Origin of the sequence: Parapedobacter deserti, assembly GCF_042646065.1 — a bacterium.
GTDB lineage: Bacteria > Bacteroidota > Bacteroidia > Sphingobacteriales > Sphingobacteriaceae > Parapedobacter > Parapedobacter deserti.
Map to the genome: position 1 here is coordinate 42,495 of NZ_JBHRTA010000062.1, position 20,823 is coordinate 63,317.

Annotated in this window: 24 protein-coding genes; 9 read left to right on the forward strand and 15 right to left on the reverse strand. The window is 48.5% G+C overall.

Annotated elements, in window-relative coordinates; genetic code table 11:
- Window positions 1-4: 4 nt before the first annotated feature.
- The 6 genes from ACFOET_RS20285 to ACFOET_RS20310 form a co-directional block, all read right to left on the reverse strand.
- Window positions 5-499, reverse strand: a complete 495-nt coding sequence (locus tag ACFOET_RS20285; RefSeq protein ID WP_379026142.1) for a hypothetical protein — start codon at window positions 497-499, stop codon at window positions 5-7.
- 15 nt (window positions 500-514) lie between these two features.
- Window positions 515-1,669: a zinc-dependent alcohol dehydrogenase gene (locus ACFOET_RS20290; RefSeq protein ID WP_379026144.1), complete on the reverse strand. Its 1,155-nt coding sequence runs from the start codon at window positions 1,667-1,669 to the stop codon at window positions 515-517.
- Window positions 1,670-1,791: 122 nt separating this feature from the next.
- A complete protein-coding gene (locus ACFOET_RS20295; RefSeq protein WP_379026146.1) occupies window positions 1,792-2,592 on the reverse strand; it encodes a cytochrome c oxidase assembly protein in 801 nt (266 codons plus the stop codon).
- Window positions 2,589-3,032 (reverse strand): DUF2243 domain-containing protein, encoded by a 444-nt coding sequence (locus ACFOET_RS20300; protein WP_379026148.1) that lies wholly within the window; start codon window positions 3,030-3,032, stop codon window positions 2,589-2,591. Before ACFOET_RS20300 ends, ACFOET_RS20295 begins: the two co-directional genes overlap by 4 nt.
- Window positions 3,010-3,324 (reverse strand): SemiSWEET family sugar transporter, encoded by a 315-nt coding sequence (locus tag ACFOET_RS20305; RefSeq protein WP_379026150.1) that lies wholly within the window; start codon window positions 3,322-3,324, stop codon window positions 3,010-3,012. Before ACFOET_RS20305 ends, ACFOET_RS20300 begins: the two co-directional genes overlap by 23 nt.
- Before the next feature lie 9 nt (window positions 3,325-3,333).
- Window positions 3,334-3,630, reverse strand: coding sequence for a hypothetical protein (locus ACFOET_RS20310; RefSeq protein ID WP_379026152.1), 297 nt, complete (start codon window positions 3,628-3,630; stop codon window positions 3,334-3,336).
- Window positions 3,631-3,854: 224 nt separating this feature from the next.
- On the opposite strand from ACFOET_RS20310, the gene ACFOET_RS20315 reads away from it, so the two are divergent.
- Window positions 3,855-4,778, forward strand: coding sequence for an NAD(P)/FAD-dependent oxidoreductase (locus ACFOET_RS20315; RefSeq protein WP_379026154.1), 924 nt, complete (start codon window positions 3,855-3,857; stop codon window positions 4,776-4,778).
- 11 nt (window positions 4,779-4,789) lie between these two features.
- Here the strand turns inward: ACFOET_RS20315 and ACFOET_RS20320 are convergent, their stop codons facing one another.
- The 6 genes from ACFOET_RS20320 to ACFOET_RS20345 all read right to left on the reverse strand — a co-directional run bounded on the left by ACFOET_RS20320 (window position 4,790) and on the right by ACFOET_RS20345 (window position 9,801).
- The gene (locus ACFOET_RS20320) at window positions 4,790-5,479 is read right to left on the reverse strand and encodes a DUF421 domain-containing protein (protein WP_379026156.1); all 690 of its coding nucleotides are present in this window, start codon (window positions 5,477-5,479) and stop codon (window positions 4,790-4,792) included.
- 2 nt (window positions 5,480-5,481) lie between these two features.
- On the reverse strand, window positions 5,482-6,177 hold the full coding sequence (locus tag ACFOET_RS20325; RefSeq protein ID WP_379026157.1) for a DUF421 domain-containing protein: 696 nt from the start codon (window positions 6,175-6,177) through the stop codon (window positions 5,482-5,484).
- A 41-nt stretch (window positions 6,178-6,218) separates the two neighbouring features.
- Window positions 6,219-7,919, reverse strand: a complete 1,701-nt coding sequence (locus ACFOET_RS20330; protein ID WP_379026159.1) for an alpha-amylase family protein — start codon at window positions 7,917-7,919, stop codon at window positions 6,219-6,221.
- A gap of 188 nt (window positions 7,920-8,107) precedes the next feature.
- Window positions 8,108-8,851, reverse strand: a complete 744-nt coding sequence (locus ACFOET_RS20335; RefSeq protein WP_379026161.1) for a rhomboid family intramembrane serine protease — start codon at window positions 8,849-8,851, stop codon at window positions 8,108-8,110.
- Window positions 8,852-8,894: 43 nt separating this feature from the next.
- Window positions 8,895-9,344: a DUF421 domain-containing protein gene (locus ACFOET_RS20340; protein ID WP_379026163.1), complete on the reverse strand. Its 450-nt coding sequence runs from the start codon at window positions 9,342-9,344 to the stop codon at window positions 8,895-8,897.
- A gap of 1 nt (window position 9,345) precedes the next feature.
- Window positions 9,346-9,801: a hypothetical protein gene (locus ACFOET_RS20345; RefSeq protein ID WP_379026165.1), complete on the reverse strand. Its 456-nt coding sequence runs from the start codon at window positions 9,799-9,801 to the stop codon at window positions 9,346-9,348.
- Window positions 9,802-10,032: 231 nt separating this feature from the next.
- On the opposite strand from ACFOET_RS20345, the gene ACFOET_RS20350 reads away from it, so the two are divergent.
- The 7 genes from ACFOET_RS20350 (at window position 10,033) to ACFOET_RS20380 (ending at window position 17,742) form a co-directional block, all read left to right on the forward strand.
- On the forward strand, window positions 10,033-11,658 hold the full coding sequence (locus tag ACFOET_RS20350; RefSeq protein WP_379026167.1) for an alpha-amylase family protein: 1,626 nt from the start codon (window positions 10,033-10,035) through the stop codon (window positions 11,656-11,658).
- Window position 11,659: 1 nt separating this feature from the next.
- Window positions 11,660-12,619 carry a TIGR03885 family FMN-dependent LLM class oxidoreductase gene (locus tag ACFOET_RS20355; RefSeq protein ID WP_379026169.1) on the forward strand — a complete coding sequence of 320 codons (960 nt, stop codon included), beginning with the start codon at window positions 11,660-11,662 and terminating at the stop codon, window positions 12,617-12,619.
- A gap of 176 nt (window positions 12,620-12,795) precedes the next feature.
- A complete protein-coding gene (locus tag ACFOET_RS20360; protein ID WP_379026171.1) occupies window positions 12,796-13,308 on the forward strand; it encodes an RNA polymerase sigma factor in 513 nt (170 codons plus the stop codon).
- A gap of 430 nt (window positions 13,309-13,738) precedes the next feature.
- Window positions 13,739-14,497, forward strand: a complete 759-nt coding sequence (locus ACFOET_RS20365) for a YciE/YciF ferroxidase family protein (protein ID WP_379026173.1) — start codon at window positions 13,739-13,741, stop codon at window positions 14,495-14,497.
- Window positions 14,498-14,516: 19 nt separating this feature from the next.
- Window positions 14,517-15,311, forward strand: a complete 795-nt coding sequence (locus ACFOET_RS20370; protein ID WP_379026175.1) for an SDR family NAD(P)-dependent oxidoreductase — start codon at window positions 14,517-14,519, stop codon at window positions 15,309-15,311.
- A 57-nt stretch (window positions 15,312-15,368) separates the two neighbouring features.
- Window positions 15,369-17,414, forward strand: coding sequence for a PAS domain S-box protein (locus ACFOET_RS20375; protein WP_379026177.1), 2,046 nt, complete (start codon window positions 15,369-15,371; stop codon window positions 17,412-17,414).
- Window positions 17,389-17,742 carry a response regulator transcription factor gene (locus ACFOET_RS20380; protein ID WP_379026179.1) on the forward strand — a complete coding sequence of 118 codons (354 nt, stop codon included), beginning with the start codon at window positions 17,389-17,391 and terminating at the stop codon, window positions 17,740-17,742. The genes ACFOET_RS20375 and ACFOET_RS20380 overlap by 26 nt, the downstream gene beginning before the upstream one ends.
- A 48-nt stretch (window positions 17,743-17,790) precedes the next feature.
- On the opposite strand, the gene ACFOET_RS20385 is transcribed toward ACFOET_RS20380, so the two are convergent.
- A complete protein-coding gene (locus ACFOET_RS20385) occupies window positions 17,791-18,567 on the reverse strand; it encodes an SDR family NAD(P)-dependent oxidoreductase (protein WP_379026181.1) in 777 nt (258 codons plus the stop codon).
- A gap of 119 nt (window positions 18,568-18,686) precedes the next feature.
- On the opposite strand from ACFOET_RS20385, the gene ACFOET_RS20390 reads away from it, so the two are divergent.
- Window positions 18,687-18,893 (forward strand): KTSC domain-containing protein, encoded by a 207-nt coding sequence (locus tag ACFOET_RS20390; protein WP_379026183.1) that lies wholly within the window; start codon window positions 18,687-18,689, stop codon window positions 18,891-18,893.
- A gap of 30 nt (window positions 18,894-18,923) precedes the next feature.
- On the opposite strand, the gene ACFOET_RS20395 is transcribed toward ACFOET_RS20390, so the two are convergent.
- Window positions 18,924-20,048, reverse strand: a complete 1,125-nt coding sequence (locus ACFOET_RS20395) for a DUF748 domain-containing protein (protein WP_379026185.1) — start codon at window positions 20,046-20,048, stop codon at window positions 18,924-18,926.
- Window positions 20,049-20,155: 107 nt separating this feature from the next.
- The gene (locus ACFOET_RS20400) at window positions 20,156-20,569 is read right to left on the reverse strand and encodes an FAD-dependent oxidoreductase (protein WP_379026187.1); all 414 of its coding nucleotides are present in this window, start codon (window positions 20,567-20,569) and stop codon (window positions 20,156-20,158) included.
- Window positions 20,570-20,823: the final 254 nt, after the last annotated feature.

Consider the following 20,823-nt stretch of genomic DNA (forward strand, 5'->3'; position numbering starts at 1 on the left):
CCACTTATTTACCGCGCTTTTTTGCCCACAACGCTGTGGCAATACCGGCGGTCAATACGGCACCGACGATAAGCTTGGTAACGACCCTTTTGCGGTCATGCTTCCAAGCAGCGTTAGCCCCTTTTTCGGCAAAAATATTGGGAATGTGCCCGCGCCTAAGATCATCCAGAAAGCCTTCTACGACGTTGATCCTGTCGGCCAACAATAGGGGCAGCCAATGGTTAAAACTAGATTCACTATACTTGAATGCCTTTCGGCGTATTACTCCGCTCAGCCCAGATGGCGGAAACGACGTACCGAAAACAGCAGAGACAGTAGGCCGCTCAATGGAGTGCAGCACCTCCACATTTTCCAATTGCTGCATGGGCCTCTCCCAGTTGAGCCTGCGATGGTCATCGCCGGTATAATGCTTCATAGGATATGTTGGCTCGTTTTCCGGATCGGCGTCGACGCCCCACCCTTTGATATGAGCATAGTTGTTTGATGCGTTATTTTCCATGACGGTTTCCTTCTTTTAATTTTTTGCAGATGGCGGTATCAGTACTGGCTTAATGCAATTATCTAGCTTTGAAGAAAAGATATGATAAGCGTCAGCGGCGTCTTCGAGCGGCACGCGGTGGGTGATCAGTGCTTTCGGATCGATGTAACCGTCTTGCACATGCTTAATCAACCGTGGAAGCAGGCGTTTTACCGACGCCTGATTGGCACGTATGGTAAGCCCCTTGTTGACCACGTTGCCAATGGGCACAAGATTGCCCGTGGGACCATATATCCCCACGATAGACAATATTCCTCCCTTTTTGACCGAATTGATAGCCCAATGAAGTGCAATGGCTGAGCCGGCCTGCAGCATAAGTTGCTTTCCCGTAATGGTGTGCAATGCGCTTCCCGCGGCATCGGCACCAACAGCGTCGATACACACATCAGCACCCAGCCATCCGGTTTCCTTTTTTAGAAACAATACTGGGTCTTCCAATGAGCGAAAGTTATAAGCTTCACAAGGTGCATATTGACGGGCAAATTCCAGCCGGTACTCGAGGTGATCAATGACGATGACACGCCCGGCGCCGAACAACCATGCGCATCGAGCTGCCATGATGCCTACCGGTCCGGCACCGAATACCACAACGGTATCCCCTTTTTTGATGCCGCCCATTTCGGCCGCCTGATACCCTGTAGGTACGACGTCCGTAAGCATAACAGCGTCATCAGGGTCCATATCCGCGGGAATGATAGTAGGCCCTACGTCGGCATAAGGCACTCGAACGTATTCCGCCTGACCGCCATCATAGCCGCCCGCAGTGTGCGAATAACCGAATATCCCACCCACGGCAGTAGCTTCCGGATTGGATTCATGACAATTGCCATACAGCCCCTGCTTGCAGAATGCACAGGTGCCGCAAGCAATATTGAAAGGCACAATTACATGGTCGCCTTTTTTTAGGTTTTGCACAGAAGGTCCCGTTTCTTCGACGACACCGATAAACTCATGGCCAAACGTGGTACCCACCCGCGTATCGGGGACCAAACCGTGGTATAAATGTAAATCCGAGCCACAAATGCAGGAGCGGGTCACCCGTACGATGGCATCGTTGGGATGCTGGATTTCTGGATAGGGTTTGTGATCCACCCGGACACGGCGTGGCCCCCGATAATTCATTGCTAGCATAACGTTGATTTTATTTAACCATCTGTGTATTTACGCCTACGCACAAGACGCTGAAGCGCCTGTCACTAAATTCATCACACTTTCTTGAGATGACAGTAAAGACCTGAAATTGTTGGCGTGATTTAAAAATTTCTTCGCTTACTGCTCACCAAGGGTATGCTCGCGAAGAAAAATGCCGCCAAGATCAATTCGGAGAGATCCCCCCAGTAATACATTGTTTTAGCTGCGCCGCGGATCGCTTCGTCGCTGAATGGCGACCCATGAGGTAACAACTGGGCGTACATATACTTGCCCAGGAAGGCATGGGCGGCGATGCTCAAAAACAGCACCCAGGCACGCGTGTTGAAAGTAGGCCGCCGGGGCACCGGGTCAGGCCCGATAATGGCCCAGGTGAACAGGAATCCTGCGGCAAGAAAATGAACGTGAATAAGGTAATGAAGAACCGTGTCGTTGAGACTGGCCACATACAAAGGGGTCAAATATAGCAGGTACATTCCCCCGATGTTCAACAGCATTGCGGTTGCAGGATGACTTATCCCTCTGAAGAACCCGCTTTTTAGAAAGGTCATAAACCTTCTCGCATAAGTGGTCGGCAACACCTTTAATAGCAGGGTGACTGGAGCACCCATCACCAGAAAGATCGGCGCATACATGCCGATCAGCAAGTGCTGGGCCATATGACCTACAATGTCCCGATGGGCCCAAGCCATGAACACGGGGCTAGCTGCAATGGTCAGCATTCCCACCCCTGCTAAAAAACTTGAGGTAAGCCAATTCGACCAGTTTCTGCCATCCTTCCTAAGGCGCCTAACGGCGCTTATGTAAAGCACCGACACAGCTGATAGCGCAATCAGCAGCAAAATACTGTCATAAGTCATCCCATTTGCAACGTGGTGCTGATGCATAATGATTAACTTACTCATCTTGCTTTGATCAAATAGATACCCACTATAAGCAGCAACAGCGCTGCGGCATTCCAAGCGATATCATATGGCAAAATATTGTCTACATAGCGAATCTGGTGCAAGCGAAAAACTTTATGGTTTATTGTGCCGTCAAACAACTGAAACCCTCCGGCACCTAAAAATAGTCCGGCTACCGCCCGTGATCTTATTAGCATGCCACGCTGATTTAGCTTCCATAACATCGTCAGACCGGCCGCAATGGCAATAAGTTCTGCAGCATGGAGGAGGCCGTCGGTCATCAGTCCGATTTCTGATGTTGATCCATCATAAAAATGATGCCACGCAAGCAATTGATGAAAAACGATTTCGTCTACCGCCGCCATGACCCCTATTCCGATCAATACGCCGGACCATGTCGAGCGAACGAGTGCAAAGCTACCAAATGTTTCCGCCTGCATTATTATCGTATTTATATCCTGTTCCGGCATTTTCTTTTTCTCGGAACCTGAATTTCAATACCATCATGACCACGTTAAGCCCCAGCGCCAACAGGTTGGTGGCTATGATCGGCATGTCGCTTTTTTCTGCACCATAATATATCCATAACGCATTGCCGGTGCTGAGTACGACGAACATAAATATGGATACGTCATTCGCCTTTTTTCGTTTTATCGTTTTGGTGATTTGAGGAATGATAGACGATGACGTGAACAGCCCGGCCAAAATGCCTAGTATATCTAAAAACCCCATAGCAACACCCTACCAGACTTTCCTATTCGATGCATGCAGCACATCTGCTGCATAGAGCGCTACTTCGTCATGCTCTTTCAAATTTTTCATGCGCTTCCCCAGCGCATCCTCCCAGCTGGCCAAGGCTGCTTTGATGGTCGTACCGCTGCCCACGATGCCTTTATTGACATCGGGACCTAAAACACAGTAATAACCTTCACTTCCTTCGAAGACCACTGGTCGAAGTTCCTTTATGCTGAGGGGAAGATTTGCATCTTCGTAATCAAGCTTGACGAGCCGTTCTTCAGCTACTTTCATCTGTTCCATGCGTATGACCTGAGAGGTGATACAGGAAAAACATTCAAGTGAGTGAATTGTTGTAATTGTTTTTTCGAAAAATTTGTGTTTTGCTATCAATGCTTCACAACAAAACGCACGCTATTCAGTTGTATTAGTTGGAACCGGTAGCAGCATGATTTAAGCCGGCCGTACGTATGCCATTGGCAATGTTTTGACCTTGGGCTAGTGTTATTTATAAAAACAACCTGAGTATGGTTAACAACTTATCAGCTGACGTGATCATTATCGGTGGTAGCTTTGCCGGATTGTCTGCCGCCCTCGCGCTGGCACGGTCAGGCCGGAGTGTTGCAGTTTTCGATAACGACGATGCGTGCAACAAAAGCAGCGAAAAAGCCTACAACATACTGACAAACGACGGACTGAGTCCACAGGAAATCAAGTCAAAGGCGATAAAAAATGTGATGAACTACAAATCTGCCTCGTTTTACACAAAGACCGTATCACGAATCGCTGAGGGCGATCCGCTATCGATTGAGACGGTTGATGGGGCAACATATTCTTCAAAAGCAGCTTTGCTTTGCACAGGTATGGCCGACATTATCCCGGACATTCCAGGTTTTGCTGACTGCTGGGGAAAATCCATCATTCACTGCCCTTATTGTCATGCCTATGAACGGCAGGCGCGCCACGTAAGCATGTTTGGCCATACAGAAGAGGACATTGTGCTGGCCGGTCTACTGAAAACTTGGAACAAGGACGTGACGCTGCTCACCAACGGACATCCGGTACTTGCTGAGCAGCATGAACTGTTGCAAAAGCAACAGATCACCATCAAGACACAATCAATTTCAGCGCTCTGCCACAATGATGGCCAACTCCGCGCTGTTGCGTTTGATGACGGCACTTCTTTTGAGGTGAAGGATATCTTTGTCAATCCGGCTGCTGTACAGCGTTCGTCAATCGGAGAATCTGCAGGCTGCGAGTTGCTTGAAAACCAATTAATTAAAATAGATGATTTTCACCGGACTACGGTCACTGGCGTCTATGCCGCCGGCGATTGCTGCACATCATTTCGGACCATCTCTATTGCCATCGCGTCTGGGACCAAAGCTGGGATATTCATCCACCAAGACTTACACAAAATGCACCTTAAAAAGCTCTTGAGTAGAAAATGACTTGAGTGCACCTATCGAACTGCTTTGGTCCACTCATTGGCTTGGTGACAATTGGGGCAAGTCAATGGTTGCTGGTCTTTAGTCACTGTTTTTCCGCAACGCGCACAAGCTACAAGCGCAAAGTCAATTTTCATGCTTCCCACAAACTCTTCATCCCACGATGGCATGATGGACAGTCCGGCCTTTGGATCGGGACTGCGTTTGAGGCTGAATGTGCCGTTTGCTTCCAAAAACAGCCGCTCGACCATGCCCAAATGGGTGATCTGTGAAGAACGTAACTGAGCAAACAGCCGCCCTTTGGCCAATCGGCTACGCGCTAGCTGCTTAAGATCCAGTACGCCGTCTGACACAATCAACGCGACATTGCCTTGGCTTATGCTTTCGAACCGCTGATCAGTAGCCGCTTTTTTAGCGATTGCATGCTGGAAAAAAATTACCACAACTGCAATGATGACGATGGGAAGCAGGCCACGGGCCGGATCCTGAAGCGGAACACCAATCGCTGCTGCCAGCGACACCATCGCTGCCATCTCGTTCCTACCTAGCTGTGAGGCCATTCGCTTGCCCATGCCGCGCATGGAAATCATTAGCACCAGATAGATTACCGCTATCCTGAAAACCACCTCAATGTAAAATACACCCGGAACCTCCCCGAAAAGGATCCGGGAGACGTCCGAAAGCTGAATATCTTGCTTTTCCATAGTCAGTTTGTTGCCTTGATCCACCTCGTATTACCACAGCCGGTGCACTTGATGCACTCGCTTTTCACGTCCCTCTCGACCAAAAAGCCACACATATCACACACATAAAACGAGCCTCCATCGCCATTGGCAGGGTCAAACGAGGATTCATCCATTTCGTACAAGGTCGACATACCCGGACCCGGCTTTTCGAACGTATAAATAGAAAACAGCCCGCTACCTTCCAGGTATACCCTCCTGACTTCTCCGAGATTGAAGATTCCGTTGCCCCTTAACGCAGCGAATAGTTGCTGTCGTGAAATTCTGTTCTTTTCTAGCGACTTTATTTGAATGACGCCATCTTTGACTAATAGGCTCTCCTCGCCTTCGATAATCTTTTCTGCCCGTCTGCTGTGCACCTGCCAGAGGTTGATACCCTGATGGAACAGCAGTGCACACACCAAAACCAGCAAGCCCAATAGAACACCCCGATCCGCCAGCTGCATCGGTACAGAAACAATGGCACCGAGGGTGATCATAACCGCCATTTCGGCCACGGATAACTGCCCGGTCATGCGCTTGCCCATGAAGCGCAGGGCCAATAATAACGCGAAATACACTACCAGCGTTCGTAAGAACACCTCAACCATAAATATTGCCGGCGCATCGCCGAAGAGAATACGTTGCCAGTCGCCGAGTTTTATGTCTTCTTTGTCCATGATGTTATATTGAGTTCTCCTGCAACAATCGCCTCCAGCAGTTACTCCAGCCGGCACCAGCTATAACCATAACCCGCCAGGCGCAGCCTGCCGCCTTTAGTGCCAACCGGCTGCCCCGAAATCAGGTCCATTAGCGGCTGATCAGCCAGCCGTACGCCTGTAAGACGAAACTCTTGCGGCGTTGCCGAAAAGTTGTGGATAGTCAGCAACGATTTCCCATCGTGCTCGTAGCGCACGGCGAAAATGTATTTGGATGATGATCGGATAATTTCGAAATCACCGAATCCGATTTCGGGACATGCTTTACGCACGCGGATCAGTCGTTTTATATGGTTGAGCAGCGAAGCTGAGTCTGAAAGCTGTTGCATCACATTGCGTTGCTGATAACCATAAGGCCCTTTGTCGATGACGCTCCGGAATGCCGAATCGCCGGAGGTGAAACCGCCATGGGGTGCAGCGCTCCATTGCATCGGTGTCCGCACGGCCAACCTTTCCTTCAGCGAAAGGTCGTCACCCATACCGATCTCCTCTCCATAGCGGATGACAGGAGTGCCGGGCATCGCGTACAGCAGGCTGTATACCATCCTCAATTGCGCCGAGTCGCCGAGCATAGGAGCGAGCCGCCTACGAATGCCCCGTTCATAAAGTTGCATGGAAGTATCCGGCCCGAATTTGGCAAAAACCTGCTGCCTGCGCCTTCTCCCCAGCCTGTCAAGATCGATTTCGTCGTGGTTTCGCAGGAAATGGGCCCACTGAGCAGTCTTTGGCTTTTCCTTGGTGTCTTCAATAGCCTTGGTGAACAGCCGGAGATCTTCGGTGGCAAGTGCGTAGAAAAGGAACTGGTTGACGTAAAAATTAAACATCATTTGCATGCCGTCATTTTTTTCACCGAAATAGTCCTTGTTCTCTTCGGGTGAAAGGTTTGCCTCGCCAAGCATTAGCGCGTCGTGTTTTGTATCCCGCATCACATTGCGCATCGTAGGTACCAGGTGCATCATTCGTTCGGGATTTTCACTGCTGGTTTCGGGAATGTCAATGATAAAAGGCACAGCATCCAAGCGATAGCCGTCCATCCCCTGCTGTAACCAGAAACGAAGGATGTTAAACGCCTCCTGCTGTACCTCAGGATTGGTGTAATTTAAATCGGGCTGGAACCGATAGAAGCGGTGAAAATAGTATAGCCCAGCTACCGAGTCATACGACCAAGTGGCCTGTTGAACACCGGGGAATACCATGCCTTTGTCTGCATCATCCGGCAGCTCCTCGGCCCACACATACCATTTGCGGTAGCGCGACTGCGAATCGCGCCGGGCAGCTTCGAACCATGGGTGTTCATCCGACGTGTGGTTGAGAACCACATCGGAAATCACCCGAATATTCCTTTTTTTTGTTTCAGCGATCAATTGCCGGAAGTCATCCATGGTGCCGTACTTCGGGTTGATCGTATAATGGTCCGTTACATCGTAGCCGTCGTCATGCCCGGGAGACGGGGTGAATGGGGCCAGCCATAGGACGTCCACACCTAGGCTATCCAAGTAACCGAGTTTTTGGATAAGGCCTTGAAAGTCGCCTATGCCATCGCCGTCGCTGTCTTTAAAGGTGCCGACTTCTAAATTGTAGATAATGGCATTTTTATACCAGAGGCCATCGGGCACCGGCAGCTCCTGCCCAACCAACGGAATGGCTGACAGCCCAAGTACAAAAGCGAGCAGATATGTTTTGATCTGATGGTACTGTTTCATAAGCGACGTTGAGGCAAAAACCTTTCCGTACACGCTATGTGCTGAAGGAACCAGCGTCAAAGTGTCGGGCTGTACTGTTTTGCTGACGCCTTTGTCCACGAAAGTAAATTCGTTGCCAAAACTTATGAAAACCTGTTGGCTTGCCCGAAACCAGTGGACAGAACCGGAGGTGGCAAGCGAGCGTAACCTTAACCGCGAAAGCGCTTCCGTTTCTTAAAACGATTGACCAACGCGAGCCCCACGATGAACCCGCCGATGTGTGCTGCATAGGCTACCCCTCCGGCCTGATGGCCGCCCAATGCACCGATGCCGTTGCTCACTTGAAACAGGAACCACAAACCGATGGCCAACACAGCCGGAACAGAAAACACGAAAAAAAGCATCCAAAAAACAATTTGCTTGTTGGGGAAGAGCACCATATACGCTGCAAGAACGGCAGAAATAGCGCCTGACGCCCCCAAACATGGTGTGAGTAAATTCTGTCCCAATATTGCCGTGCTAAACACATGGCTCAGCCCACTCAATACCCCACATAGCAAATAAAAAATGAGATACCTTAAATGACCCAATCTGTCTTCGACGTTATCCCCGCATATCCAGAGGTATAGCATATTGCCGCCTAAATGGCCTAATCCGCCATGCATAAATATAGCAGTGATCAATGTCAATAACACGGGTATGGGTGTGGGCTGTAGTCCAGGCATTTCAAAGGACTCACCGGAAATCGGGTCTACCATGAGCTGGCTCGCGGTAGCGACATCCCTTCCGGTCAGGATCTCTGCGGGGATGGTTGCGTAGGAAAAGGTAAACTCGACATTATACCCGAATCCCTGAAAAAATATAAACACGAAAACGTTGATGGCGATCAGCAGATAATTAATGAACGGGAATGATTTCCGGTCGTGATTTTCATCTCCAATGGGTAATAGCATAGTATAACAACAAATATAGTAGTAGTGTAGTAAGGATGGCGCATTATGCCGATGAGTCGGGGATGATTGAAATCTGCCCGTCACGCTCCAAAACTGCATATTTTATCTGATGCATACGCTCAAGACCATGAGTGAGTCGGGCTGCTTCCATAATGTCTTCGGAATCTACCCGTGCTTCTTTCATCCGCTTTTTCAACGGCTTGCCGTGATCCACTAAGATCAAAGGAGCGCCCTCCAATATGTTGTCCAATGGCTTGTACCTACCTTTCAGCTTTGCAAATACGATGTCTATCCCCATAAGGACAGTGATCAACACCAGGGCGTTGGTGACCGAAAAGTCATTACCTAAAAGAGCCTGTTGAGTGGCTTCGCCGATAATCAACAACAAAACAAAGTCGAATGTGGTGGTCTCTGCCAGGCTGCGCTTCCCCAGTATCCGGAAAAGCACCAGAAGAAATAAGTAAACAGCTACACCCCGAAGAAATAATTCCATGCTACGGATAAATGAAATGTGCTAGCCTAAAATCAGCGTCGTTGACCTGCCATGTATCTGTAATGTTGCCGACCTTTTGCGGACTGAAGTAAAACCGAATCGCTAAGTCACCTCGACCATCTAACCTGAACAAATAACGAATCGCTCCGTCGGCAATATGGGTTTCGTACGCCTCCGGGAAGATTTTCTCTATCTTAAAAGACGCGAGGTAATGCTGCGGAACGGACACCTGCACCGCACGCTGGTTCCTTACATGCCAAGAAACTGACATTTCTTTTTCGTACCGCAGAAACTTTTCATAGTGCACAGTAATCCCCTGCTTTTCCTGCTTCTGGCTACTCAGAACTCCGCTGCCGAACAATCCAAGTGTAGTAAACGCAATAATTAACATAATCAGCGCGCCGCAAAACCGTTGCACCTGCCAGCTTTTTACCTGATGGTCTAACCTCTCCTCCAACTCCAGGGAGTGCTTAACGTTTTCTACATGACGACGGGGACACATGCGATAACTATAGCAAGAAGCCGACCAGTCGCAGGCCGCGTTCTCCCTCCCGTCAGGGGCACGACGATTACCTGCACTTGTACTATTTATTGGCCTTGATTGTACACAAAAGTGAATTCCGAGATAGGTCTACCCGCGCAAGCCCCCGCTGACCGAAGCTGGTGCATGTTTTGCAGATAAGCCGATATGCAGAAAACAGATTGGTTTAAAAAAGCAATCGTCTACTCGCTTGACGTGCGAAGCTTCAAGGACGGAAACCGAGACGGATGGGGAGATATCAATGGACTGCTCTCCAAATTTGATTACTTGAGCCAGCTCGGCGTCGATTGCATCTGGATAGCTCCTTTTTATCATTCACACGAACGAGATGATGGCTACGATGTAATCGATTACTATCACATCGACCCAAGTTTGGGTTCGATGGAAGACTTCGAGTTGCTGGTGGAAGAAGCTAAAAGGAAAGACATCAAAATTATACTCGATCTTGTGGTCAACCATACGAGCATAGACCATCCCTGGTTTAAAAAAGCAATTGAACAGCCGGACTCTATGTATTACGACTACTATATCTGGACAAAGCAGAAGCCCGAAAATGACCGGGACGACGTGATGTTCGATACTGTAGAAGCAAGCAACTGGGAATATGAGCCCGCTGTATCTGCCTATTTCTACCACACGTTTTATCGGCATCAGCCAGATCTAAATCTTACCAATCCGAGGGTGCAAGCAGAAATCCTAAGGATCATCGACTTTTGGATGGAAAAGGGAATAGATGGATTCCGCATAGATGCTGCTCCGCATATCCTTCGCGACAAAGGGGACGCCCGCCATGAAGGTGACCCCTACGATCTGCTAGACGTTTGGCGAAACGAAGTACTCAGACACAACGAAGACGCCATATTGATCGGAGAGGCGGACATAGAACCAGAGAAATATCCGGAGTTTCTCAACGGACGGCTCACCGCGCTGTTTAATTTTTATATCAACAATTATATCTTTCTCTCGCTGGCTACACAGCAGGCCACACCGCTTTCTAACGCGCTACATCACCTGCCACTCACAGAAGGCGAGCATTACTTCACCTTTTTGCGCAATCACGACGAGCTTGATCTTTCGCGGCTGAGCGACGACGAACGCGGGCAGGTCCTCGACCGCTTTGCCCCCGAGCCAACGATGAGAATCTACAACAGGGGTATTCGTAGAAGGCTAGCTCCGATTCTGAGCAACAACCACCGCCAAATGAAATTGGCTTTGAGCCTACTTTTCAGCTTGCCCGGCACGCCTGTGATCCGGTATGGCGAGGAAATCGGAATGGGTGACGACCTAAACCTTCCCGAACGGAGAAGTGTCCGGACGGCCATGCAATGGTCTGACCAACCCAATGCCGGTTTCTCCGATGTGGTGCCTCAGGCATTGAAATATCCATTGATCAGGGTGGGCCCGTTTGCTTACGAGCATGTCAATGTTGAGGCACAGGAGGCTGACCCCTCCTCACATCTGAACACAACCAAAGCGTTGGTTAACCTCCGGAAGGAAAAAGGTGATATGTTCTCGGGCGGTGAATTCATGATATTAGACAGCCCTCAGGAAACGGTATTAGCCTATGGCTATAAACAGGCTGATCAGTGGCTGGTCATTTTCCATAATTTTTCAGAAAGTATCTCAAAAGTAAAAATGAAGTTGCCGGTTAAATCTGATGCCCGGATCATCCCGCTTGCTCACGCAGCTGATGCAACGCTTTCAAACGGCCATATCAGCCTCAGTTTGGCGGCATACGGTTTTAGTTGGTTTATCATAAAAAACAACACTTGAAATGAGTCAGATCGCCTTTCATGCATCTCATGAGCAGTTTAGCCCATCTACATTGCTGCGCTACGTATCCTTGGCTAAGGAAGCTAATTTTGATGCCATCCATTCTTCTGACCACTTCCAGCCGTGGACCGAGCGGCAGGGCGAAAGTGGCCATGCGTTTTCCTGGCTGGGCGCAGCTATGCATGCAAGCGCCTTGCCCTTCGGACTGATTTGCGCACCCGGGCCGCGTCATCATCCTGCCGTAGCGGCACAGGCTATAGCTACATTGGCCGAACTGTTTCCCCGACGGCTCTGGGTTGCGCTGGGAAGCGGAGAGGCTGTCAACGAACGGATTACCGGGCAACCATGGCCCGGCAAGGCTGTTCGAAATGAGCGGCTGCTGGAATGTTTCCATATTATCCGCAAATTATTGGATGGTGAGACAGTCACCCACCATGGCCATGTCTGCGTGGAAGAGGCACGCTTATATACGCTGCCACCTGAGCGGCCACTGCTTTTGGGTGCAGCCATAACCAAAGAAACGGCTTCCTGGATGGGTAGTTGGGCCGAAGGTCTGCTGACCATCAATCAGCCGATCGATAAACTGCAAGAAGTGATTGAGCAATTCCGCAACGGCGGGGGGAAGGATAAGCCGATATATGTGAAAGTTCAATTATCCTATTCCCGAAGCGAATCGGAGGCGCACTCCGGCGCCCTTCATCAATGGCGCACCAATGTTTTTGATAGCGATGTATTGGCTGAATTGTGGAAACCCGAACAGTTTGATGCCATCGGGGCGTTCGTCAAGCCGGAAGACCTACAGCAAACAATAAATATCTCGAGCAACCTCCAGCAGCATGTAGATTGGCTGAAGAGCTACCTGTTGCTGGGCGTGGATTGCCTTATTTTGCATAATGTAAACCGCGAACAAGAGGTATTCATTGATGACTTTGGCAAGTTTGTGCTGCCACAACTTAGATAGAATGGACTTTTTTAAAATATTTAAAACAATTTTTAGCCCGTTTTGTCAATCTTTTGCCGTCTGTTGTCGAGACAACGTTTACAACATATGGATTCAGTTCTATTTCAAATCGTTCTTTTTTTTGAGAAGCTTTCATTCGTTAGTTAATTGCAAACACACTTTTTAATAGTCAGATTATGAATAAGATTGAATTTAGTAACAAGGTAGTACAAGAAGTAAGCGCTTTAAACAATTATGCACGTTATTTTACCCGTGACGTGGAAAACGCAAGTGATCTAGTGCAAGATACCATGTTGAAGGCTTTTTCATATTACGATAAGTTCAAGGCGGGCACGAACCTTCAAGCGTGGCTTCACACCATTTTAAAAAACACGTTCATCAACTACTATCGCAGGAAAGTCAAGACAAATTCATTTATCGTAAAAACCGACACCATTTCGTCATCGGATCTCTACAAAAGTGCGCTGCGCAACGATGCCGAGGGGAAGTTCGTAATGAACGATATTGAACATGCGCTATCAAGACTTTCAGATGAATATTACCAACCCTTTACGATGTATTATGAGGGATATAAATACCATGAAATTGCTGAACAATTCGAAATGCCAATAGGCACAGTCAAAACTCGAATCCATGTGGCGAGGCAGCAACTGAAAAAAAGACTGAAGCCATACGCCAAAGGTAAGTGAAAGACCAGCCGATGTGTGTGGATAGCGGGTTAGGGTCACTACACGCACATCGGCTACGTTCCCTTCGGCTTACCAACTAAGACGCAACTTAAGCTATTCTATACATACTCCCCGCAGCCCGGCAAGAGGCTCAGAGCAGTTCATATCCTGCAACCCATCTCACCTGGATACCTTAGCGTCGAATCTGCCTGACTGACCCACCCATTCGGCAATCCGGCCCTTGAGAACTTAGCATGAAGCCGCTGTGCAGCCATTCAGCTTCACTATCATGTTGCGCAGGCGCAGTTCGCGCGTATAATCATGGCTAAACAAAAAGTTCTGTAATGAGAAGTTCTGTAATAAAAATTAAAACCGACGCGCACCAGCATTGTTAACTCATCACCAAATGATATTGGCGACAACAAAAAAAGAATAACCAAATTTAATAGCCATGGCACAACAAGAAAAAGGAACACCGTCTGGATTAGAGCTATTTTTCCAGACTATGCTGCAAGAAATTTACTGGTGTGAACTTCACTTGCGCGACGTATTGGAAAATATGGAAACACGCGCAAGTACCGAAGAGTTGAAAGCAGCGTTCCGAAACCACCGAGCGGAGACAAATGATCAGGTGACCCGGCTTGAGAAGATCTTTTACCAAAGGGGGATGGGGGCACAACCCATTTTTTGCGTCGGAATGCAAGGCCTGTTTGACGAGGGCTGGCAAATAATTGACGAAACCGAAGAGGGCTCGGCGCATCGGGACGCTGCAATGGTCATCGCTGCGCAAAAAGTGGAACACTATGAGATTGCCGCTTATGGCAGCCTGAGCACGTTGGCTAAAACACTGGGCTTTAAAGACGCTGTTCAACTTTTGGAGGAGTCCCTCGCGGAAGAAAAGAAAGCTGACAGTATCCTTACTGAATTGGCTGAAAGAGACATCAATGCCGACGCCAGCGTTGAACCGGCAAAAAATGAACAGCTATCACCGCAGCCAGACACTGATGACATTACAACCGAGTCTGATCCGGCCGTGGAGACTATGAAAGAAGCAGTTACCGGAATGGATGCCGGTGCAGGATCAGCTTCTACGGGTGGCGATGCCGGTGCAAGCGCTCCGGGATCTGCAGATGCGCTGTTGGTGGATGACAGCGGGGAGCCCAAAGCGAAAAGAAAAGGCACCACGCGCAAGCGGACAACCAAGAAGTGAGCTAATTGAGTAAAAAGAAATGGAAACCGAGAAATTTGCCCTTGTAACCGGTGGCACGAGTGGCATCGGGCTAGAATTAGCGAGGCTCCTGGCTGCAGACGAGTATAATCTGGTCATCGTGGCAAGGAACCAGCAAGACCTCGACGATGTAAGCAGCGAATTGTCGCAACTGCACCCGATAAAAGTAATCACCATCCAAAAGGATCTGGTTAATCGCGAAGCGCCCCGCGAGGTTGCAGATGCGTTAAAAGCGAAAGGTATCAAACTCGACGTCCTCGTAAATAACGCCGGACAAGGCGTATACGGTGAATTCATAGATACCGATCTGGACCGCGAATTGTCCATTATACAATTGAATATCAACGCGTGTGTTGTGCTTACCAAGTATGTGTTGAAAGACATGGTTGCCCGCAACTCCGGCAGAATCCTCAACGTTTCGTCAATTGCCGGCAAGGTACCCGGACCCTACCAAGCGGTGTACCATGGCACAAAAGCGTTTATTCACTTTTTTAGTGAAGCTGTCCGGAACGAAATCAGCGACACGAATGTCACCATCACCTCGCTTTTGCCGGGCGCTACAGACACGGATTTCTTCAATAAGGCCGACATGAATGCCGCAAAAATTGTCCAAAACGGAGATTTGGCAGACCCCGTGATGGTAGCCAAGGATGGGTACAAAGCACTTATGGAGGGGAAGGACATGGTTATATCAGGCTTCAAGAATAAGGCTCAGGTCGCCATGAGCGGCCTGATGTCTGACAGCAAAGCAGCAAATCAAATGCGTAAGCAGCAAGAACCGGTAGATAACAAATGAAACGATGATCGGAATCCACCTGACAAGCATGTAACCGCACGACATGCAGCTAAGTAAATGACTAACAAACTAGGTATGCAACGTCAGTCGCTCAGATGGCTAACGGACGACTCACCTATCGCTATGTACACGTGCGATGGCGATGGATATATTACGGATTATAATGGCGCTGCAACACACCTCTGGGGCCGAAAACCCACAATCGGCAAAGATACTTGGTGTGGAGCTTGGAAATCGTATTCCCGGGATGGATCCATCATGGAATGGTGGGAATGCCCAATGGCGAAAGTAATCAAAAGCAAGACGGCTATCGACCGCGAAGAAATGATTATTGAACAGCCGGATGGCAACCGGCGGAGAGTGTTGGTATACCCGAAACCTTTTTTTGAGGGCAACACAGTCATAGGAGCGGGCGCTTATCTGGTAGACGTCACCTCCAAAGACGAAACCGAAACCCGGCATGCCTTTCTTTCTTCCGTCGTCGAATCATCAGATGATGCCATTATTACCAAAAACCTCAATGGGGTTATCACAAGCTGGAACAAAGGAGCGGAACAAATATTCGGCTATACCGAACATGAGGTACTTGGCAAACCGATAACTATACTGATTCCTGATGAACGTATTCAGGAAGAAGCGCATATTCTCAGCCAAATCAGGATCGGTAAAAAAGTGGACCATTTTCGAACCGTGAGGATAAACAAACATGGCGAAGAGCTTTTCATATCGTTGACGGTATCGCCGGTAAAAGATAACAGCGGTCGTATTGTGGGTGCATCAAAGATCGCAAGAGATATTACCAAACAGGCGAAAGCCGAAACCGCCATACGGTTGTACGCCAGTAACCTGGAAGCAATCAATTCCATAAGCAGATCAATAGCTGAAAAGCTGGAAGTGACTAAAATCATGCAGTATGTCGCCGATGTGACCACCGGGCTAACAGGTGCGGCGTTCGGATGCTTCTTTTATGAAACAGATACGAAAACAGCTGATGGAGACAGCACCCTGCTATACACCGTATCAGGTGGTGATGAAACCTTGCCAGGGTGGGTAGACGGCATATCGTTAAGGCCTGCAAGGAACGATGAGGCCATAATGACGCCCCCATTCATCATCAATATCAAGAACATAGGCAGCGAACCTGCCAGCCCGCTGGCAATAGATTACCGGATATCCCTTATGCAACGCGCGAATATGGCCAGCTACTTACAAATACCGGTCATTTCATCAAATGGGACCGTGGTCGGTGAGCTGTTTTTTGGGCACCCGCAGCAGGCCGCATTCGATGACAGGCACGAAGAGTTGGTAAGCAGTATTGCGTCACACGCCGCGATTGCATTGGATAACTCGAAGCTTTTTGAAGAGGTAAAGGCGCTCAATAAAAAGAAAGACGAATTTATCGGACTGGCAAGTCATGAGCTGAAAACTCCCCTTACCTCCATCAGCGGCTTCCTCCAGATCATCCAAAAGAAAGCTAATAATCCACACACTGCAAAATTTATCCACAAAGCGATCACAGAAGTAGTGAAGCTGAATAAATTGGTATCGGACTTGCTAGATGTGACACGGGTGGAGAATGGGAAGCTGCCATTTCAGATGGAAGCGTTTGACTGTAAAATGTTGTTGTTTGACATGTTAGAAACATTCCAGCACACGTATCCCGACCGTAGTATGCATTACTACGACACTGTTAACGATGCAATGGTTTGTGCGGATAGGCAGCGTATTGAACAGGTGTTAATCAACCTTCTTGATAACGCAGTGAAGTATTCTCCACAGTCAAAAAATGTGTATGTAAGTTTGTCAAACATAGGCGAGTATATTAAAATAAGCGTAAGGGATGAAGGGATTGGAATGACGGAGATGCAACAGAAAGGGCTCTTCACCCGCTTTTATCGGGTAGAAAGCACACCTACCAAAGTGCCCGGGTTGGGGCTGGGGCTTTACTTGAGTAAGGAAATCATAACAAGCCACAGCGGCGAGCTTGCTTGCAAAAGTGAACCGGGAAAGGGCAGTGAATTTTATTTCACGCTGCCACATTTAAACAGCCAGATAGTGAAGCATTCGATAAAATTCTATGAAAAAGCAGGTTGTGGTACTTGAAGATAACCCAAATATCCGCGAGTTGATCGAGTATATTCTCGAAGATAATGAAATTGATGTCGTTTCATTCGATACGGTAACAGCCTTTCTCAATGCGCTGACTGAAATCAGTCCTGATCTCTTTATATTGGACATCATGCTACCCGATGGCAGCGGCATTGACATATGTCAGCGGCTGAGGTCCAATTCGGAGACGCGTCAGACGCCCATCGTTATGATATCTGCGCATTTCAGCCGGATGCCGACCGATTGCGATGCGGAAGACTTTATTGAAAAACCGTTTGATATCGACAATTTCGTTGCGCGCGTTGAGCGGCAAATCGCATAGCATGTCGCGGGGATTCTTGGGTACCGGGGGTGCTGCATCTGTATTAGGTTATGCACCCTGGCCGAGGTGAATCATTAAACCGCCATCCACGACATATGTGGCCCCGGTCACATAGCCGCTAGCAGGTGATGCGAGGAAGACTGCGACATGCGCCACATCTTCCGGCTTGCCTGCCCGCTTCATTGGGATGTGCTGTTCCTTCGCTTTCCGTACCGCTCCATCCGATAAAGCTTCTTGATTCATTTCAGTAAGGATCATGCCCGGTGCTATATTATTTACTCGTATGTTTTTGTCTGCCAGCTCCAAGGCCAGGCTACGGCTAAAGTTTTTAATCCCTGCCTTTGAAGCGTTGTAATCAGCATTCCCGGCGGTGTTGACGTCTTCATGGATCGAACTGATAAAAATGATATTACCTTCGGCTGAACTCTTTTTTCTTTTGCGAAGGTACTCCCTACAACAAAAAAAGGGACCATAAAGATTGGTTTTGATGCATCGGTCAAACATATCGGTATCCATCTCGGCAACCGGCACGTCATTGCCATTTACACCCGCATTGTTGACGAGGATGTCGATCTGCCCATATTGCCGGATGGCCTCAGCAAACACGTGTGTGACGCTTGCCTCATCAATCACGTCTAAGTGGAGGTAGATCGCCTGGCCACCGTTGGCCTTGATATCTGCAACGGTTTGCTTCGCCCCTTCCTCGTCAGAGCGGTAGGTAACCACCACTTTTGCGCCTTCGGCAGCGTATGCAATGGCGATGGCCCGCCCGATGCCTGAATCTGAACCCGTGATCAATGCTACGTTATCTTTCAATCTTTCCATATCCTCATGATAATCATCCATGTGCAAGAAATAACATCAGACCACAACAATTGTTTCGATGATCAAAAAGACCAAACAAGCCCCGCATCACGGGGTTGTTATGATAAACGCAGCAAGAGATGCCGTCTACTGTCATCAGGAACATCGATTACCAAGAGGACGCAAGCCGTTTACAAATCACGTTCCAAACGGGAGCGATTTATAACTACTACGGGGTTCCCGAAGCGGTGTACATGGGTTTGCGGCAGGCGAGGTCAAAAGGAGCGTATTTCAATAAGCATATCTCTGGTATCTTCCCGTTCAAACGCGTGTCCTCCTCTGTCTAGGGTATACCCTGTCTGTTGGAATGAGGATGCTCAATTGGCATCAAAAACGCCTTTCCTTCCCTCTACTTCTTTAGGCGAATTGATGTCTATCGCATGATCTATGCTCGGCATTAACGCTTCAATAAAGGCATTCTTCAGTATCTGCCAGATGGCCTCCCACACCAATACATCGGTTTGGCCAAAGCTCCCCTCGATCGGAATGCGAGTAGCGACCTGCTCTTCTTCGGGATTCTCCAAGATGCTACCTACCAGATCAACAACGGCTTCCTTTGCCCGCTGGAAAAAGCTATCGTTCCGATCCTCGAGGCCAACTACTTCCAAATCTTTGATTATGGGCTTCGCATACCCTTTGTACCGACCACTGTCTGCTGCAAATTCAGAATAAAGCCCAAAGGTACCTTTACTGATGTCGAATCGTCCATAAGCAATGAAGAAGTCATTCAGTTCAGGCAAATTAGCCCCCTCTATCTCGGCAGTAAGATCGAACGTGGCCTGTTCAGCCAATGCATTCAACCGCATGTCGAGGGCGAGCGTGCCGCCATAGGCTTGCGCATCTGCCCGAATCGTAGATGGTAGCTTTTCACCTTCACGGTTGGTGTTCTTCAGGTTCTCAGCTACGATGTGCGCCTTTTCTAATGAAATATCAACTATGGGAGACGCGGTGCTATCGGTATAGCGTATACTTCCGTTGTGAACTTCAAACCGATCGACCCGCAGTGGCATAAAATTTTTTAGAAGCTGACGAAAGTCGTTTGTGTCCTTTGCTACGGCATCTATTTCAGCTTTTTCCTTTGTGAAGATTAATTCCGGTGCGTCGAACGTCATCGCACCCACGAGCGCCCCTCGAAACAGCGAATGCCATGCGATGGACAAATCGACACGCTGCACTGCAAAAAAACGAGCTTGCTCCCCGGATGCCGAATCAACTTTATTAAGGTAAAGCCGGTCAAGCTGATAGGCGCCGCGATAGAGCGCGATATCGATATCTGCAACCTGTCCGTAATAGCCGTCAAGGTTCGCCAGTGCCCGGTTAGCATACCGTAGCACAAACGTCGGCAACAGCAGCCTAAACAAGATAATCACCACCACCACACCTGCAATAATGCTGTGTTTCTTTTTCCACTTCCAACGCTTCCTATGTTTATGTTCATCCATATGGCTATAGCAAAACGTTCGCAAAAATCCTACCGTTCACCACAATAGGCAAACTTGTTCGTAAGCGCAGCCCGCACTCCAGCGAGCCGGTGTAGCAAATCGTAGACTTAATGTACAATAATTGTAAAATGATACCTCAGGTCAACGTTCGCTGGCGGTTGGTTTCTTCCTTGATGCGTCGCTTCGGCGACCAACTTTGCTCCCGATGCACCAAAATCACTCTCCAGCATGTGATAGGACGTGTCCAACATGGTATTGATATAGGCAGTCGTCCCCCCTGTGGTGCCAAAACCCACGTGGCGAGCTTCTGCTACGGCACAACTTAAACCCGCTTCCTGTAGCAGTACTGCTGTAGTTATCCCGGTAATACCGCCGCCTACAATAAGCACGCCCCAGATCTGGTTGGTTGCGCTAACCCGCTCTTGAAACTCAACGTTTATTTCATTTTGCCATGGGCTTGCCAAAACACCGTCACGCTTTAGTGAATCCGCGGTAAGTGCGCTATCTGAAATGGTCTTCATATGCTGCATTTTTTGATAACAGCGTACTATTCAGATTGTTTATGAGGTGATTGCTTTTAACAGCACTGAAAAAGACAAATAAAGCCAAACTTTTGGTACTTTACTTGTTTATCCTTATATTGTGAAGCATGTATCAAATTGGCAATTGGCATAATCCTAAATTGTGCCATCCGCCACCTACCACTGGATCAGGTATCGATGCTAGATTACACACCTATCCGCAATAAGTAGGAGTATAAATAAAATTTATTGAA